Source organism: Pseudomonas sp. NY15435, from assembly GCF_048068295.1.
Classification (GTDB): Bacteria; Pseudomonadota; Gammaproteobacteria; order Pseudomonadales; family Pseudomonadaceae; genus Pseudomonas.
This window is the reverse complement of sequence record NZ_JBLUQA010000013.1, coordinates 169,183-183,895: the sequence shown is the minus strand read 5'-3', so window position 1 is coordinate 183,895 and position 14,713 is coordinate 169,183. Positions and strand designations below refer to the sequence as shown.

General features: G+C 65.5%; 15 protein-coding genes. 8 read left to right on the top strand and 7 right to left on the bottom strand.

The window, feature by feature from the left end; all coding sequences use genetic code 11:
• The first annotated feature begins 104 nt into the window (after positions 1-104).
• From ACNFH5_RS25890 to ACNFH5_RS25880, 3 genes are all read left to right on the top strand, one after another.
• Positions 105-1,112, top strand: a complete 1,008-nt coding sequence (locus tag ACNFH5_RS25890) for an ABC transporter substrate-binding protein (protein WP_416751012.1) — start codon at positions 105-107, stop codon at positions 1,110-1,112.
• Positions 1,113-1,177: 65 nt separating this feature from the next.
• Positions 1,178-1,984 carry an ABC transporter permease gene (locus ACNFH5_RS25885; protein WP_184588097.1) on the top strand — a complete coding sequence of 269 codons (807 nt, stop codon included), beginning with the start codon at positions 1,178-1,180 and terminating at the stop codon, positions 1,982-1,984.
• Positions 1,984-2,760 carry an ABC transporter ATP-binding protein gene (locus tag ACNFH5_RS25880; protein ID WP_416751009.1) on the top strand — a complete coding sequence of 259 codons (777 nt, stop codon included), beginning with the start codon at positions 1,984-1,986 and terminating at the stop codon, positions 2,758-2,760. Before ACNFH5_RS25885 ends, ACNFH5_RS25880 begins: the two co-directional genes overlap by 1 nt.
• A 13-nt stretch (positions 2,761-2,773) precedes the next feature.
• Here the strand turns inward: ACNFH5_RS25880 and ACNFH5_RS25875 are convergent, their stop codons facing one another.
• Positions 2,774-3,757 carry a TPM domain-containing protein gene (locus ACNFH5_RS25875; RefSeq protein WP_416751007.1) on the bottom strand — a complete coding sequence of 328 codons (984 nt, stop codon included), beginning with the start codon at positions 3,755-3,757 and terminating at the stop codon, positions 2,774-2,776.
• A complete protein-coding gene (locus ACNFH5_RS25870) occupies positions 3,754-4,368 on the bottom strand; it encodes a LemA family protein (RefSeq protein ID WP_416751005.1) in 615 nt (204 codons plus the stop codon). The genes ACNFH5_RS25875 and ACNFH5_RS25870 overlap by 4 nt, the downstream gene beginning before the upstream one ends.
• A gap of 146 nt (positions 4,369-4,514) precedes the next feature.
• Here ACNFH5_RS25870 and ACNFH5_RS25865 point away from each other — a divergent pair, with 146 nt between their 5' ends.
• The 3 genes from ACNFH5_RS25865 to ACNFH5_RS25855 all read left to right on the top strand — a co-directional run bounded on the left by ACNFH5_RS25865 (position 4,515) and on the right by ACNFH5_RS25855 (position 6,444).
• Positions 4,515-5,345 (top strand): EamA family transporter, encoded by an 831-nt coding sequence (locus ACNFH5_RS25865; protein WP_416751003.1) that lies wholly within the window; start codon positions 4,515-4,517, stop codon positions 5,343-5,345.
• 100 nt (positions 5,346-5,445) lie between these two features.
• Positions 5,446-5,832: an MAPEG family protein gene (locus ACNFH5_RS25860; RefSeq protein WP_416751001.1), complete on the top strand. Its 387-nt coding sequence runs from the start codon at positions 5,446-5,448 to the stop codon at positions 5,830-5,832.
• Between the two features lie 144 nt (positions 5,833-5,976).
• Positions 5,977-6,444: a c-type cytochrome gene (locus ACNFH5_RS25855; RefSeq protein WP_416750999.1), complete on the top strand. Its 468-nt coding sequence runs from the start codon at positions 5,977-5,979 to the stop codon at positions 6,442-6,444.
• Positions 6,445-6,577: 133 nt separating this feature from the next.
• Here the strand turns inward: ACNFH5_RS25855 and ACNFH5_RS25850 are convergent, their stop codons facing one another.
• A complete protein-coding gene (locus ACNFH5_RS25850) occupies positions 6,578-6,976 on the bottom strand; it encodes a DUF1090 domain-containing protein (protein ID WP_416750997.1) in 399 nt (132 codons plus the stop codon).
• A gap of 178 nt (positions 6,977-7,154) precedes the next feature.
• Here ACNFH5_RS25850 and ACNFH5_RS25845 point away from each other — a divergent pair, with 178 nt between their 5' ends.
• Positions 7,155-8,123, top strand: coding sequence for an alpha/beta hydrolase family esterase (locus ACNFH5_RS25845; protein ID WP_416750995.1), 969 nt, complete (start codon positions 7,155-7,157; stop codon positions 8,121-8,123).
• On the opposite strand, the gene ACNFH5_RS25840 is transcribed toward ACNFH5_RS25845, so the two are convergent.
• Positions 8,120-8,866, bottom strand: a complete 747-nt coding sequence (locus ACNFH5_RS25840; RefSeq protein WP_416750993.1) for a metallophosphoesterase family protein — start codon at positions 8,864-8,866, stop codon at positions 8,120-8,122. The genes ACNFH5_RS25845 and ACNFH5_RS25840 overlap by 4 nt on opposite strands.
• Positions 8,867-9,039: 173 nt before the next feature.
• Here ACNFH5_RS25840 and ACNFH5_RS25835 point away from each other — a divergent pair, with 173 nt between their 5' ends.
• The gene (locus ACNFH5_RS25835) at positions 9,040-10,344 is read left to right on the top strand and encodes a ferric reductase-like transmembrane domain-containing protein (protein ID WP_416750990.1); all 1,305 of its coding nucleotides are present in this window, start codon (positions 9,040-9,042) and stop codon (positions 10,342-10,344) included.
• Positions 10,345-10,349: 5 nt separating this feature from the next.
• On the opposite strand, the gene ligB is transcribed toward ACNFH5_RS25835, so the two are convergent.
• The 3 genes from ligB to ACNFH5_RS25820 form a co-directional block, all read right to left on the bottom strand.
• Positions 10,350-12,017 (bottom strand): NAD-dependent DNA ligase LigB, encoded by a 1,668-nt coding sequence (gene ligB, locus ACNFH5_RS25830; RefSeq protein ID WP_416750988.1) that lies wholly within the window; start codon positions 12,015-12,017, stop codon positions 10,350-10,352.
• A 288-nt stretch (positions 12,018-12,305) separates the two neighbouring features.
• Positions 12,306-13,496, bottom strand: coding sequence for a methionine adenosyltransferase (gene metK / locus ACNFH5_RS25825; protein ID WP_416750986.1), 1,191 nt, complete (start codon positions 13,494-13,496; stop codon positions 12,306-12,308).
• A gap of 17 nt (positions 13,497-13,513) precedes the next feature.
• Entirely contained in the window at positions 13,514-14,515 is a 1,002-nt protein-coding gene (locus ACNFH5_RS25820; RefSeq protein WP_416750984.1) for an ArsR/SmtB family transcription factor, read from the bottom strand.
• Positions 14,516-14,713: the final 198 nt, after the last annotated feature.

Sequence of the window (14,713 nt, the reverse complement as noted above, 5' to 3'; positions counted from 1 at the left end):
TGTGCCCGCCCACGGCGGGCATGGGCCGACGCGAGCTCCCCGCCGATCCAGCAGTACTTCATTCGCCAGGAATGCAGCTGCAAAACAATGACCGGGGAGAGACCATGCACACCACCTTCGCATCCGCGCTGCGCCAACTGGCCGTGGCCACCTGCGCCAGCCTGCTGCTGGCCGGCACCGCGCACGCCGCCGCGATCAAGGCCGACACCAAGCCCGAGGCCGGCACCTTCAAGATGGGCATGCAGCCCTGGCTGGGCTACGGCCAGTGGTACGTCGCCGAGCAGGCCGGCGCCTTCAAGGCCAATGGCCTGGAGCAGGTCGAGCTGGTCAACTTCACCGAAGACAAGGACATGAACGCCGCCCTGGCCAGCGGCCAGATCGACGGTGGCAACCTTGCTACCCACACCGCCATGGCCATGGTCGCCGCCGGGCTGCCGGTGAAGATCGTCCTGCTGCTGGACCAGAGCACGAGCGCCGATGCGCTGATCGTCGATCCGTCGATCAAGACCCTGACCGACCTCAAGGGCAAGCAGGTCGCCTACGAAGAAGGCACCACCAGCGACATCCTCCTGCACAGCGCCCTGCGCAAGGCCGGCCTGACCATCGCCGACGTGCAGCCGGTACCGATGCCCGCCGCCAACGCCGGCAGCGCGCTGATCGCCGGCCAGGTACCGGCCGCGGTGACCTACGAGCCTTACCTGTCCGCCGCCAAGCAGCAGAACCCCAAGGTCAACCTGCTGTACAAGGGCTCGGATGACCCGGGCATCATCAGCGACGTGTTCGTGGTGCGCGACGAAGTCCTGAAGGAGCGTCCCGGCCAGGTGCTGGCGCTGATCAAGAGCTGGGAGGCGGGTCTCAAGCACTACAACGAGAAGAGCGCCGAAGGCCGTGCTGCCATCGCCAAGGGTGTGGGTGCCGACGAGTCCGAGTTGACCAGCGCCTTCGACGGCGTGCACTTCTACTCGGTGAAGGAGAACCAGGCTGAGCTGAAGGGCGCCTTCCAGAAGGGTTCCTTCGAGCACATCCAGAAAGCCGCCAGCGAAGCCGGCATCCTGCAGCAGCCGGTCACCCCGGCGCAGGCCATCGACGCGCGTTTCGTCGAAGCCCTCTGATACGCCGATCTACCGCGCGCCGGCCCCGAGCCGGCGCGCGTCTTTCTCCGTTCGACGAGCCCGACATGAAAGCCCGTAAATCCAACCCGCTGTTCACCATCGGCAAGCCGATCGCGCAGCGCCATTTCCTGCTCATCGGCGGTGCCGTGTTCGTCCTGCTGGCACTGCTGTGGTGGCTGGCCGGCGCCAGCGGCGCGGTACCGAAGATATTCCTGCCGGCGCCCGGCGATGTCTGGGCGCGCATGCTCAAGCTGGCCGCTGATGGCACGCTGTGGTCGGACCTGAAGGTCAGTGTGTACCGCATTGCCGTGGCCTTCCTGGTGTCCTCGGCGATGTCCATCGTGATCGGCGTGTTCGCCGGCTGCTATGGCTTCTGGAAGGCCGCCACCGAGCCGCTGGTGGACTTCGTGCGCTACATGCCGGTGGTCGCCTTCGTCCCGCTGACCATCCTCTGGGCGGGCACCAGCGACTTCCAGAAATTCCTCATCATCTGGATCGGCACCTTCTTCCAGCAGGTGCTGATGGTGATGGACGCGATCAAGCGCGTGCCGGCGGACTTCGTTGGCCTTGGTCGTACCCTCGGCATGCCGGATCGCCGCATCCTCCTGAAGATCGTCCTGCCCAGTGCGCTGCCAGGCATCTGGGACGCCCTGCGGATCAGCCTTGGCTGGGCCTGGACCTGGCTGGTGCTGGCCGAGCTGGTGGCCGCGACCTCGGGCCTGGGCTACCGCATCACCGTGTCCCAGCGCTTCTTCCAGACCGACACCATCATCGGCTACATCCTCCTGCTCGGCTTCCTCGGGCTGGTCACCGACCAGGCCATGCGTGCCGGCGAGAAGGTCCTGTTCCGTTACAACCGGAGGCGCAGCTGATGGCGACTTTGGAAATTTCCGGCCTGAACAAGAGTTTCGCGGTCGGCAAGGAGCGCCGCGAGGTACTGCGCAACATCGACCTGACGTTGGCGGACAACGAGTTCGTTTCCATCGTCGGCACCTCGGGTTGCGGCAAGAGCACGCTGTTGTCCATCGCCGCTGGCCTGGAGGAATTCGACAGCGGCAGCGTGAAGGTCGACGGCGTGCCGATCACCGGGCCGGGTCTGGACCGCGGCGTAGTGTTCCAGTCCTATACCTTGCTGCCCTGGCTCACCGCGCGGCAGAACGTCGAGTTCGCCCTCAAGGCGGCCGGCCTGTCCCGCGCGCAATGCCGCGAGATCGCCGATGAACACCTTGAACTGGTGAAGCTGACGAAGTTTGCCGACGCCTATCCGAACGAGTTGTCCGGCGGCATGAAGCAGCGCGTGGCGATTGCCCGCGCGCTGTCCTACCGGCCGAAGATCCTGCTGATGGACGAGCCTTTCGGTGCGCTGGACGCCATGACCCGCCACCAGATGCAGGAACTGCTGACGCGCATCTGGGAAACCCACCGGTTGACGGTGATGTTCGTCACCCACGACGTGGAAGAGGCGGTCTACCTGTCCGACCGCATCGTGGTGATGGGGCTCGGCCCTGGGCGGATCAAGACCACCTTCGACGTGAAGCTCGGTCGCCCGCGCCACGAGGACATGGCCGCCAGCGCTGAGTTCATCGACCTGCAGCGCCAGGTGCTGCGCTCGATCCGCGAGGAAGAACAGGGCGTCGCCGCCCTGTAATTCTCAGCGGTCATTACCAGCGGCCGGAGGCACCGCCGCCGCCGCTGGAACCACCGCCGCCCCGAAAACCGCCGCCCCCTCCACCGCCACCGCGACCACCTCGGCCGATGGAGCTGAGGATGCTCATCAGCAGCTGCAGCACGCCCATGGTCAGCCACATCGGCGGCAGGAAGAAGATGTACAGCACCAGCGGGATCGAGAAGGCGCCGATCATCTGCTGTTGCAGCGCCGCAGGGTTCGCCTCGCTGAGCAGCAGCACGCCGGAGGCCGCCGCACCCACTACGGCGCTGCACAGCAGGTAACGGCCCATGCTGCGCTGGCGCATCCACGACACCGGAAGCAGCATGCCCAGCAGCGGTACGCCGATCAGCAGGCCGAACATCGCCGCCAGGCGCGTGGGCGGGATTTCCTCGCTGGCCGCGGCATTGAGGTTGGAGTAGGTGTCGCTGTAGTTCTCGGCCGGGCCGGTGCGCGGCAGCTCGTCATCGGTGCTGTCCGGTGCGGCAGCGTTGGCCGGAGGCTCGATCAGGGCGACCAGGCTGTTCACGCCGGCCTGGACGCCGCCTGCGAAGTCGCCTTTCTGGAAGAAGGGGACGATCTGTTCGCGAATGATCCGTCCGGCCTGCACGTCAGTGATGGTGCCTTCCAGCCCGTAGCCAACTTCGATGCGCAGCGTGCGGTCGTTCTTGGCGATCACCAGCAGCACACCATCATCCACACCTTTGCGGCCCAGCTTCCACTGCTCGAAAGCGCGTACCGCGTAATCCTCGATGCTGTCCTCGCCGGTGGTGGGAATCAGCAGCACGGCGATCTGCGCGCCCTTGCGTTGCTCCAGGCCAGCGAGCTGGCTTTCGAGCTGAGTGCGCTGGCCCGCGTCGAGGGTCTGGGTGAGGTCGGTGACACGCGCGCTGAGCGGCGGGATGGCGACCGGCGCGGCCTGCAGCACGGCCGCCCAGCACAGCAGCAGGGCGGCCAGCAGCCAGCGCGGCAGGGTCATTGCGCGGGCTGCGCCGGCGCGTTGCCGAAGTCCACTTTAGGCGCGGTGGAGATCGCGGCTTCGTTCTCGACGCTGAAGTTGGCCTTGGGTTTGTAGCCGAAGATCTTCGCGGTGATCACCTGCGGGAACTGGCGAATCATCACGTTGTACTCCTGCACGGCCTTCACATAGCGGCCCCGGGCGACAGTGATGCGGTTCTCGGTACCTTCGAGCTGGGTGAGCAGGTCCTTGAACAGGCCGTCAGCCTTGAGCTGCGGGTAGTTTTCCGAGACCACCAGCAAGCGTGACAGCGCGGAGCTGAGCTGGCCCTGGGCCTGCTGGAAGCGCTTGACGGCTTCCGGGTCGTCGAGCTGGTCGGCATTGAGGGTGGTGCTGCCGACCTTGGCGCGGGCCTCGGTCACCTGGGTCAGCACGCTGGCTTCGTGGGCGGCGTAGCCCTTCACAGTGCTGACCAGGTTGGGAATCAGGTCTGCGCGGCGCTGGTACTGGTTGAGCACTTCCGACCAGGCGGCCTTCACTCCTTCATCGCCGGACTGCATGGCGTTGTAGCCACAACCCGAGAGCAGAGTGACGAGGATGTAAGCGGTCAGGAATTTGAACAGGCGTGGCATGGCAGGCGCTCGTGCTGGTGAAAAGGCCCAGTCTAGGCCAGTTCCGGCTGAGGAGTCAGATGGAAATGTCCGAAACAGGCCGTGCTTGCCGGCAACGGGGTGGCTCGGGGTAGAATCTTCCTGGTCTATACCAGGAGTTCGCTTTCGTGCTCGCCACTACCCTGGTGCTGCTGGCCGCCCTGCTGCACGCCACCTGGAACACCCTCGTCAAATTCAGCAATGACCGCCTGCTGGTGGTCGCCTGCATGGACATGGTTGGCCTGGCCGCCGCGCTGGTCCTGCTGCCCTGGATCGAGATTCCCCCGGCCGAGGTCTGGCCCTGGCTGCTGGCCGCCGTGTCATTGCAGCTGGTCTACCGCGTGCTGCTGATCCAGGCCTACAAGGTCGGCGACCTGGGGCTGGTCTACCCGCTGATGCGCGGGCTGTCGCCGCTGGTGGTCCTGGCGCTGACTCTCTACTTCGGCGGCGAGCATCTGACCGACAAGCAGATCCTCGGCATCCTGCTGATCCCGGTCGGCATGCTGTTCCTGCTCAAGGGCGGCGGTGGCTCGAAGCTGCCCTGGATCGCCTATCCCACCGTGCTGCTGATGGGCCTGTGCATCGGCAGCTACACCTGGACCGACGGCAACGCGCTGAAGCTCTGGCCCAAGCCCCTGGACTACCTGGTCTGGCTCTCGCTGCTCTCCGGCTTGCCGTTTCCGTTGCTGGCGTTGTTTGGCCGGACGCGGGCCTTCGCCAAGTTCTGGATCAATGACTGGAAGCTGGGCCTGAGTGTTGGCTTCTGCGTGCTGCTCAGCTACGGGCTGGTGCTCTGGGCCATGCAATTGGGTTCCATCGCCGAGGCCGCCGCGCTGCGTGAAACCAGCGTGTTGCTGGTGGTGTTGTTCGGCATGCGCTTTCTCAAGGAACCCTTCGGCCTGCCGCGCCTGGCCGCGTGCAGCCTGGTACTGGCGGGCATGCTGGTGATGAAGCTCTGAGGATTGGCTCCGGCTACGGCGCACGCCGCCAAGCCGGTCAAGGACGCCGCGTGCGGCCATGGCCTAAGCTGCGGGCTTTCCCCACGACGAGACTTTCTCCATGCCCATTGCCTTCTGGTGCGTCCTGATCGCGATCTTCCTGCCCTACGTCGGCACCAGCATCGCCAAGTTCACCGGCGGCGGCTTCGGCCCCCGGCAGAACCACGACCCGCGCACCTTCCTCTCCACCCTGGAGGGCTACCGCAAGCGCGCCAACGCCTTCCAGATGAACAGCTTCGAGGTCACCCCGGCCTTCGCCGCTGCGGTGATCATCGCCTACCTGGTGAACAACGCCGATCCCGCCACCATCGACCGCCTGGCCATCGCCTGGGTCACCAGCCGGCTGCTCTACCTGATCTTCTACATCGCCGACCTGGCGCTGCTGCGCTCGCTGGCGTGGTTCCTCGGCATGGGGCTGATCATCGCGATCTTCGTCGTTTCGGCCTGACCCGAGCCCACCTGAACCGCAGCTGAACGAACGGCGTGGCGCTGCGGCGGATGGCCGCAGCGACCGGCGCGCGGTCTGGATCATTCGGGGAACGGGGCGGATAATCCGGCGCTTCCGTGTCCAGCCGTCCTACAAGAGTTCCCCATGAAGTTGAAGACCCTGCTCGTTCTGCTGCTTGCCGGCACGGCGCTCGCCGGCTGCCATCGCCAGGACCCCAACTCGCCGGAGTACAAGCGCCAGGCGGTGTTCAAGGAAATGCTCAAGACCAGCGAGGACATGGGCGGTATGCTGCGCGGCCGTATTCCGTTCGATGCGGACAAGTTCCGTGCGAACTCGACCAAGCTCGGTGAACTGGCCGACAAGCCCTGGCAGTACTTCCCCACCACCCAGCCGCCGGCGGACCAGGTGGAAAGCGACGACACCCGCGCCAAGGCGGAAATCTGGCAGCGCCAGCTGGAGTTCCAGGCCGACGCCAAGACGTTCGAGCAGGCCGTCCGCGCGCTGGGCGAAAACACCCGCAACGCTGTGCCGACGCCTGAGGGCGTGCGCAAGGACTTCGCTGCGGTGGAAGATGCCTGCGAAGCCTGCCACAAGAAATTCCGCGCGCTCTGACAGACGCTTTTCGTAGGAGCGAGCTTGCTCGCGAACATGGCAGGCCCGTTTGCGGTCCTGCTAAGGCCTTGCTGCAAAGCGCTTCGCGAGCAAGCTCGCTCCTACAGTCAGCGCGATCCGCGAAGCAGGGTCTTTACTCCTCCAGCTCGCGCTTGGCCTGCTCCAGTTCGGCGCGGGCCTCGGCCAGCTTGTCCTTGCGCTTCTCGATCTTCTCCGCGTCGCCCTTGTTCATCGCCTTGCGCAGGTCCTTCTCGCGCTGGGCGACTTCCTTCTCGGCATCCAGCACGTTCTGCTTGCGCTCCTGCGTGAGGCTGGCGTCGGTGCAGTAAGTCTTCACCTTCTCCAGGGCGGTCTGCAGGCCGGCGACGCGATTGCCGTTGCCCTGGGCCTTGGCCTGTTCGAGCTGGGTTTCGATGGCGGCGCGCTTGGCGGCGCAGCCGGTCAGCGGTTGCATCGCGGCCTCGGCGGCAAACAGCGGAGTTGCGCAGCCAAAGGCGAGAACGGCGGCCATCAGGGCAGAGCTTCGGAACATTTTTGGATTCCTTGGTTACCAAACACTATGACGTCGGAGTCAACGGCTAGAGTGTGCCATGGACGGGAGGACCAGAGGCTGCCTCAGGACAATTGCCTCGGAACACCGGCATCAGGACAGGTGCAGCAGGACAGGGCCGGGACTCGCAAGGCTCGCCGGGCGGGCAAGGAGAAGCGGTATGCGGGTGGCGATACGTATCGTGCAGGCACTCATCGCGCTGTTGGTGCTCCTACTGCTGGTGGGCGGCTGGTGGTATGTGCCCGGCGAGCTCACGCAGCGGCCGCAGCTGAGTGGCAGCAGCGAAGATGCCTCGGTGCGCCAGGGCGAGCGGCGGCGTAGCTACGTGCTGTATGTCCCGCAGAAACTCGCCGAGCACCCGGCGCTGCTGGTGGTGCTGCACAGCTCGCAGAGCAATGGTGAGCGCATGCGCCGCGACAGCGGTTACCGCTTCGACGCCCTGGCCGATCGCGACGGCTTCCTGGTGCTCTACCCCGATGGTTTCGAGGGGCACTGGAATGACTGCCGGCGGGTCGCTTCCTACAGCGCACGGCGTCTGAATATCGACGATGTCGGCTTCCTCTCGGACATGATCGAACGCCTGCAACGCGAGCGCGGAGTAGACCCCGCACGGGTGTTCGTTACCGGCTACTCCAACGGTGGCCAGATGGCCCTGCGCATGGCTGCCGAAGCCCCGGACAAGGTCGAAGGCGTCGCCGCCGTGGCCGCCAGCCTGCCCAGCCCTGACAACAATGCCTGCCGCCCGGCCGAGCAGCCCAAGGCTGCGCTGTTGATGAACGGCACGCGCGACCCGATCAATCCCTACGCGGGCGGCCGGGTGACCCTGTTCGGCTTCGGCGATCGCGGCAACGTCCTCTCCGCTGAGGAGTCTGCGCTGGCGCTGGCCAGGCGCAATGGCCAGGACGGTGAGCCGCAGGTAGACAAGCTGACCCAGCCGGGGCCGGTGTGGACGCAGCGGCAGCGCTGGGCTGCCTCCGGCGGGCCAGCGGTGGAGCTGGTGACGGTGTTTGGCGGCGGACACCTGATCTCGCAGCCGTTGTACCGGCCGCCGCGTCTGCTCGGTCAGGTCGACCCGCAATTGGATGGGCCCGCTGAAATCTGGCGTTTCTTCAGCGAGCTGTCGCCTTAAAGCTGGATCACCCGGCAGGGGTCGAATCCACTGTCCTCGCCGGGATAGGCGCCTGGGTTGGCGATGATCCGCGCCTTGCCGATGCGGTAGTCAAGGCACTCATGGACGTGCCCGTGAATCCACAGGTCGCAGCGCTCGGCCAGGCCTTCCAGGTTCGAGGCGAAGGCAGGTGACAGGGCATCGCCGACATAGTGCGAGGGAATAGAGCGGGCGCTGGGCGCATGGTGCGTCACCACCACCGTCGGGCCCGCGAAGGGGTGGGCCAGCTCCGCGTCCAGCCATTCGCAGCTGGCGCCACACAGCTCGCGACTCATGTCCGGTGTAAAGGGCTGGGTAAAGTAATCCACCGTGTTGAAGTCGGGCATCAGCAACTGCGCCTGCTCACAGGCCAGCTCCGATGCGCGCTCGCCATAGAGCTGGAAATCCGTCCACAGCGTGGTGCCGAGGAAGCGCACGCCGCCCAGGACCACGGCATCCTTCTCGAGGAAATGGATATCCAGCGCCTGGGCCAGATTGCGCATGGCCTGGGTCAGCTCGGGCAGATCGGAGTGGTAGAACTCATGATTGCCGGCAACGTAGATGATCTCGCTGTCCGGGAACTCCTCGCGCGCCCAGTGCAGGCCTTGCAGGTGCTCGTGAATGTCGCCGGCCAGCACGACGACATCCGCAGCGGCATACGGCAATTCGCGGTGGCCGTTGGGGAAGTATTCGTGGTGCAGGTCGGAAAGCACTCGCAGGCGCATGGCAAATAACTGGTCTGTAGGAATGTGCCGAGCATAACGAAGGACGATGCATTTGACATGGGTCATGGCATTGCTGATGGCGGCCTAAAGACCCTTCGAAATTAAGGGATGATTCAGAAGTTTCCTTCAGCTTCCCGTCTGGGCTCGCTGCTTTGGCGCCCCAAGGAGGACTCATGAAACTGATCTGGATCGTACTCTTGGCCGTAGCGGCCACCTTCGGGTTGGCGTTGTTCGTCGACCCACCGGCAACGCTGGATATCTGGGTCGTGCGCAAGCAGGCCATTCTCTTCACCGGCGTCGCATCCTTCGCGTTGATGTCGCTGATCATGCTGCTGGCCGTGCGCCCGGTCTGGCTGGAAAAGCCCCTCGACGGCCTCGACCGCATGTACCGCGCACACAAATGGGCGGGCATCCTGGCCATTGTGCTGGGCCTGCTGCATTACCTGATGGAGCTGGGCGGGCCGCTGCTCGCCGAGTTCATCGCCAAGCCGGCCAAGGGGCCGCGGGTGGAAACCTTCCTCGACGCGTTCCGCGGTTCGGCCAAGGACCTGGGCGAGTGGTCGGCTTGGCTGCTAGCGGCGATGCTGGTCATCACCCTCTGGCAACGCTTCCCGTATCACCTGTGGCGTTACGTTCACAAAACCCTTGCGGTGGTTTACCTGGTGCTCGCCTTCCATGGCGTGGTGCTGGCGCCGGCGGGTTACTGGGCGCAGCCGGTCGGCTGGCTGGTGGCGCTCTGCGCCGCGGTGGGCAGCCTGTGCGCACTCTGGTCGCTGACCGGGCAGATCGGTCGCCGGCGCACCCATGAGGGTGTCGTGGTTGCAATTGAGCGCCCCGGCGAACGCATGCTGGAAGTGACCTGCAAGTTGCGGGGGCGCTGGCAGCATCGCGCCGGCCAGTTCGCGTTCCTCACCTGTGACCGCCTCGAAGGGCAGCATCCCTTCACCCTTTCCAGTGGCGACCAGGGTAACGGCGAGGTGCGCTTCAGCATCAAGGCGCTAGGGGACTACACCCAGCGCCTTCAGGACAGCCTGAAAATCGGTGATCCGGTGAAGGTGGAAGGGCCCTACGGGCGCTTCGATTTCCGCCGCGACAAGGGTGAGCGGCAGGTCTGGATCGCTGGCGGTATCGGCATCACGCCGTTCCTGTCCTGGCTCGAGTCACTGCAGGCGCGGCCGGATGACTGCCCGGAAGTGACGCTGCTGTACTGTGTGCGCTCACCGTCCGATGCCATCTACGCCGGACGCCTGCGCGAGTTGTGCGCGAAGTTGCCGCGTATCGATCTGCGCGTGCATTACAGCGAGAGCGAAGGCTACCTGCAGGCGTCCGACCTGGGCCTGCAGCCCAGTGCGCAGGGGCGTTGGCCGAGTGTCTGGTTCTGCGGCCCGCAGGCGCTGGCTGAGCTGCTGCGCCGTGACTTGCGTCGCCAGGGCATGCCGAGCGGGCGCTTCCATCAGGAAGCCTTCCAGATGCGCTGATTCACTCAGAAGCCGGCGACGCCGAGGTCGTGCAACCGCTCGCGCAGTTGCGCGACCTCCGGCGCCTGGAAAAAGGCGACCCAATGCGCCGCACGCACCTTGCCGATGCTGGGTTGCTCCTGCCATTGCTGCGCGCTGCGGGCGGCGAGCGCGACCCAGGTTTCTCCCGCTGGAAGGGTTTTGGTGGAAGGTGCGCCCAGAGCGCGCAACCAGGCAGAAAACGAGCGCTCGCGAGCCTGTTGAAACTGTTGGTGGAGACTGGCAGCGCTGCGCTCGCCCAGGCCGGGAACCTGGCTCAATTGTTCCGGTGTCAGTGTCATCCAGCCGAGCATTCCGCTCAGCAGTCCAGCCTCCTGCAGGCGCCGCCAGGTGCCTGGGCCAACGCCGGAGAGTGCAAGCCCGTTCTTGCCGCCGAGCCATTCCAGGCGGGCGAGAAATTGCTCCTCGCAGCCCGCCGTAGGCCGCCAGCAGGTGAGGGCGTCGTACTGCTCGTCCGTGGGAGCATCGACCTCGGACCGGTTCGGTGAGCGCCAGACCACGCCGTCCAGGCGCGGGATGGTCAGCCCGGCCAGGGCGATAGCGACCTGATCGCCGGGGCGGATGTCCAGGCTGCGCCAACGCTTGAGCGAGCCAACGCCGACGCGCTGGATGGTCCTTCCATCCAGCTCCACAGGAACCAGATACAGCACGGGTGTCACCCGCCCGCTGCGGCCGACCCTGAATGCCACGCGACGAACTTCGGCCAGTGCCTGCTGATGCGGATACTTCCATGCCACCGCCCAGCCGGGCGCCTGTGCGCTCCAGGCCTTACCCGACGGCCGCCGGCCCTGGCGGATGACGATGCCATCGCTGGCGAAGGGCAGCGGCTGGCGATACCAGCGCTCGCGCCACGTTTCGATTTCGCTCAGGTCGGTCACTGCTTCGGTCAGCTCGGCGCTATCGTTGAAGCCCAGTTGCTTCAGGCGTTGCAGTCGTTCGGGCATTTCCAGTGGGCCATCCGGTAGTTCCCAGACGAACAACCCGATCTGCGCCCCTTCATCGCCGAGCTCGTTGCGCGCCATCAGCCCCGCGACCTTGCCGCGCGCGCCCAGTCCACCCTGTTGAGCCTGCACGTGCTCCGGCAGGCGCCAGTAGAGCTCGCCTTGCAGCACCAACCGCCCGGACGCGTCGGGTAGCGTTGGGGGAATGGCGGCAATCTTCCGGGCGTTGGCCGTCCAGTCCTGGCCTGCGGTGCCATCGCCGCGACTGATCGCCCGGATGAGCTGGCCATCCTGATAGACAAGGCTCACGGCCACGCCATCCACTTTCGGCTGCACCCACAGATCGCTGCGGTGGGCCAGCCATTCACCCACGGCCTGGGCATCGGGCAGCTTGTCGAGCCCGGTGTGGGCGACAGGGTGACGGACTTCCCCGGCGCTACTGGCCAGCGGTGACGCGGGGATGGTCAGCACTTGCGGGAAACAGGCTTGCCACAGTTGCAAGCGTTCGCGTGCCTGGTCGTAGAGTTCGTCGGCGACCGGGGATTTTCCTTCACGGTGGTAGGCGTCATCCCACTGCGCGAGTTGGGTCTGCAGGGTGTGCAGCTCGCTGGTGGCCCGTTCGGGCGTCCACGGCGGACACGCGAGCACGGCCAGCGGCAGGCAAAACAGTACGACGAGAATCAGGCGCGACATGGCGAAGGTCCGTGCTGCGGGGGTGCTCGTCAGCCTAGAGGGGCTTGCTGGTGAGGGATGCTGATCGACGTTGCGGATTGTTCGCTGTGATGGGTCGGACGGCGGCAGTCGAGAGGGGCAATGGATCGCAGTCTGGCGCCGTTTCGGGAGCATCGGCCTGTAGGAGCGAGCTTGCTCGCGAGCCTTTCAGCTCCGGTGCCGAATCTGTTCGCCAGCAAGCTCGCTCCTACAAAAGCCTCCGGAAATGAAAAAGCCCCGCCGAGGCGGGGCTTTTTCCTACTGCCGGTCTTACAGGCCGGCGGCGTCACGCAGGGCGGCGGCCTTGTCGGTGCGCTCCCAGGTGAAGGCGGTGAAGGTGTCACCGTCGTAGGTCATTTCGAACGGGTTGCGACCGAAGTGGCCGTAGGCCGCGGTCGGCTGGTACATCGGGTGCAGCAGGTCGAGCATCTTGGTGATCGCGTACGGACGCAGGTCGAAGTGCTCGCGGACCAGCTGGATGATCTTGTCATCGCTGATCTTGCCGGTGCCAAAGGTGTTGATCGAGATGGAGGTCGGCTGGGCCACGCCGATGGCGTAGGACACCTGGATCTCGCAACGCTCGGCCAGGCCGGCGGCAACGATGTTCTTGGCGACGTAGCGGCCGGCGTAGGCAGCGGAACGGTCGACCTTGGACGGGTCCTTGCCGGAGAACGCGCCGCCGCCGTGACGGGCCATGCCGCCGTAGGAGTCGACAATGATCTTGCGGCCGGTCAGGCCGCAGTCGCCCACCGGGCCACCGATGACGAAGTTGCCGGTCGGGTTGATGTGGAACTGGGTGTCCTTGTGCAGCAGTTCGGCCGGCAGCACCTGCTTGATGATCAGCTCCATCACGCCTTCGCGCAGGTCCTTGTAGCTGACTTCCGGGTTGTGCTGGGTGGACAGAACGATGGCGTCGATGCCGACGACCTTGCCGTTCTCGTAGCGGCAGGTAACCTGGGACTTGGCGTCCGGGCGCAGCCACGGCAGCAGGCCGGACTTGCGGGCCTCGGCCTGGCGCTCCACCAGACGGTGGGAGAAGCAGATCGGCGCGGGCATCAGCACGTCGGTTTCGTTGCTGGCGTAGCCGAACATCAGGCCCTGGTCGCCAGCGCCCTGGTCTTCCGGCTTGGCGCGGTCGACACCCTGGTTGATGTCCACCGACTGCTTGCCGATGATGTTCAGCACGCCGCATGTGGCGCCGTCGAAGCCGACGTCGGAGCTGTTATAGCCGATGTCGATGATGACCTTGCGCACCAGCTCTTCCAGGTCGACCCAGGCGGAGGTGGTGACTTCACCGGCGATGATTGCGACACCGGTCTTCACCAGGGTTTCGCAGGCCACGCGGGCGTATTTGTCCTTGGCGATGATGGCGTCGAGCACCGCATCGGAGATCTGGTCCGCGATCTTGTCGGGATGGCCTTCGGAGACGGACTCAGAGGTGAAAACAGAGTATTCGCTCATCTAACGGTTCCTATCATTTACCGGTGGGTGAGGACGCTTCGCGAATCCGGCTTGGCGAAGTGCCGCACCTGGATCTGAAAGCCATTACGTAAACCGATGTACACACTTTCGCCGGACGCGAGCCCGGCGGCGTCGGCCCAGCGGGCCAGGTCTTCCTGTTCGAAACCCAGCCACAGATCGCCGCAGGCCTCGCGGGCCCAGCTCTGGTCGTGGCTGCAGAGTTCGGTCACCAGCAGGCTGCCACCGGGTTTCACCAGGTGCGCCAGCTGCTTCACGGCCTCCGCTGGTGCGGCGAAGTGGTGCAGCACCATGTTCAATACCACGCAGTCCGCCGCGTCTCCGACATCCTGCAGGGCGTCGCCCAGCCGCAGCCGGACATTGTTCAAGCCTTCGCTGGCGCAACGTTGCCGCGCCATGTCGAGCATGGTCTCGCTGTTGTCCAGCGCCGTGACCTGATCGAAACGTCGGGCCAGCTCGGGGAGGAAACCACCGTCGCCGGGGCCGACTTCCAGCGCCGTGGCACCGGGGGCGAAGCTCAGTGCATCGAGCAGCGCCAGCACGCTTTCGCGGTATTGCGGCAGTCCTGCGATCAGGTCCTGGGTCGCCTGGAACTTCTCCGCACTGCGGGCGAAGTAGTCGCGGCTCACGGCGGCACGCTGGGCATGCACGCCATCGATGCGGGCGCTGACGTCATCGGCCAGCGCCAGCTCGTCGACCTCTTCGAGCAACGCCCCGTGCAGCGTGCCACCCAGGCTTTCGCTCTGGGGCAGGGCGCGGCGATAGAAGATCGCGTTGCCTTCGCGGCGCGTAGCGACCAGGCCGGCCTGGGCCAGCACCTTGAGGTGGTGACTCATGCCCGACTGGCGCACGCCGAAGATATGCGCCAACTCCAGCACGCCGAACGAATCGTTGGCCAGCACCCGCAGTACGTTCAGCCGCAGCGGATCGCCGCCGGCCTTGCACAGGGCAGCCAGCTGGTCGCAATCGTCGTGGCGGATTTCGGGCAGGCGCAGGCTCATAGGTCGGGCAGTCTAGTCGCGGCTTTCAGGGCGATCAATAGCTGTATCAAAAAGTTTTGATATTGGCTGATGAGCGGTTTTTGACCAGTTGCACCACCCAAGCGCGTGCCTTGCATCAGGCATCTGCCGATCTGTCATTGCCCCGCAGGGCCAGGCTGGGCGAAAATACCGGCCTTTTTTCATTCCCTTCGATCTTTC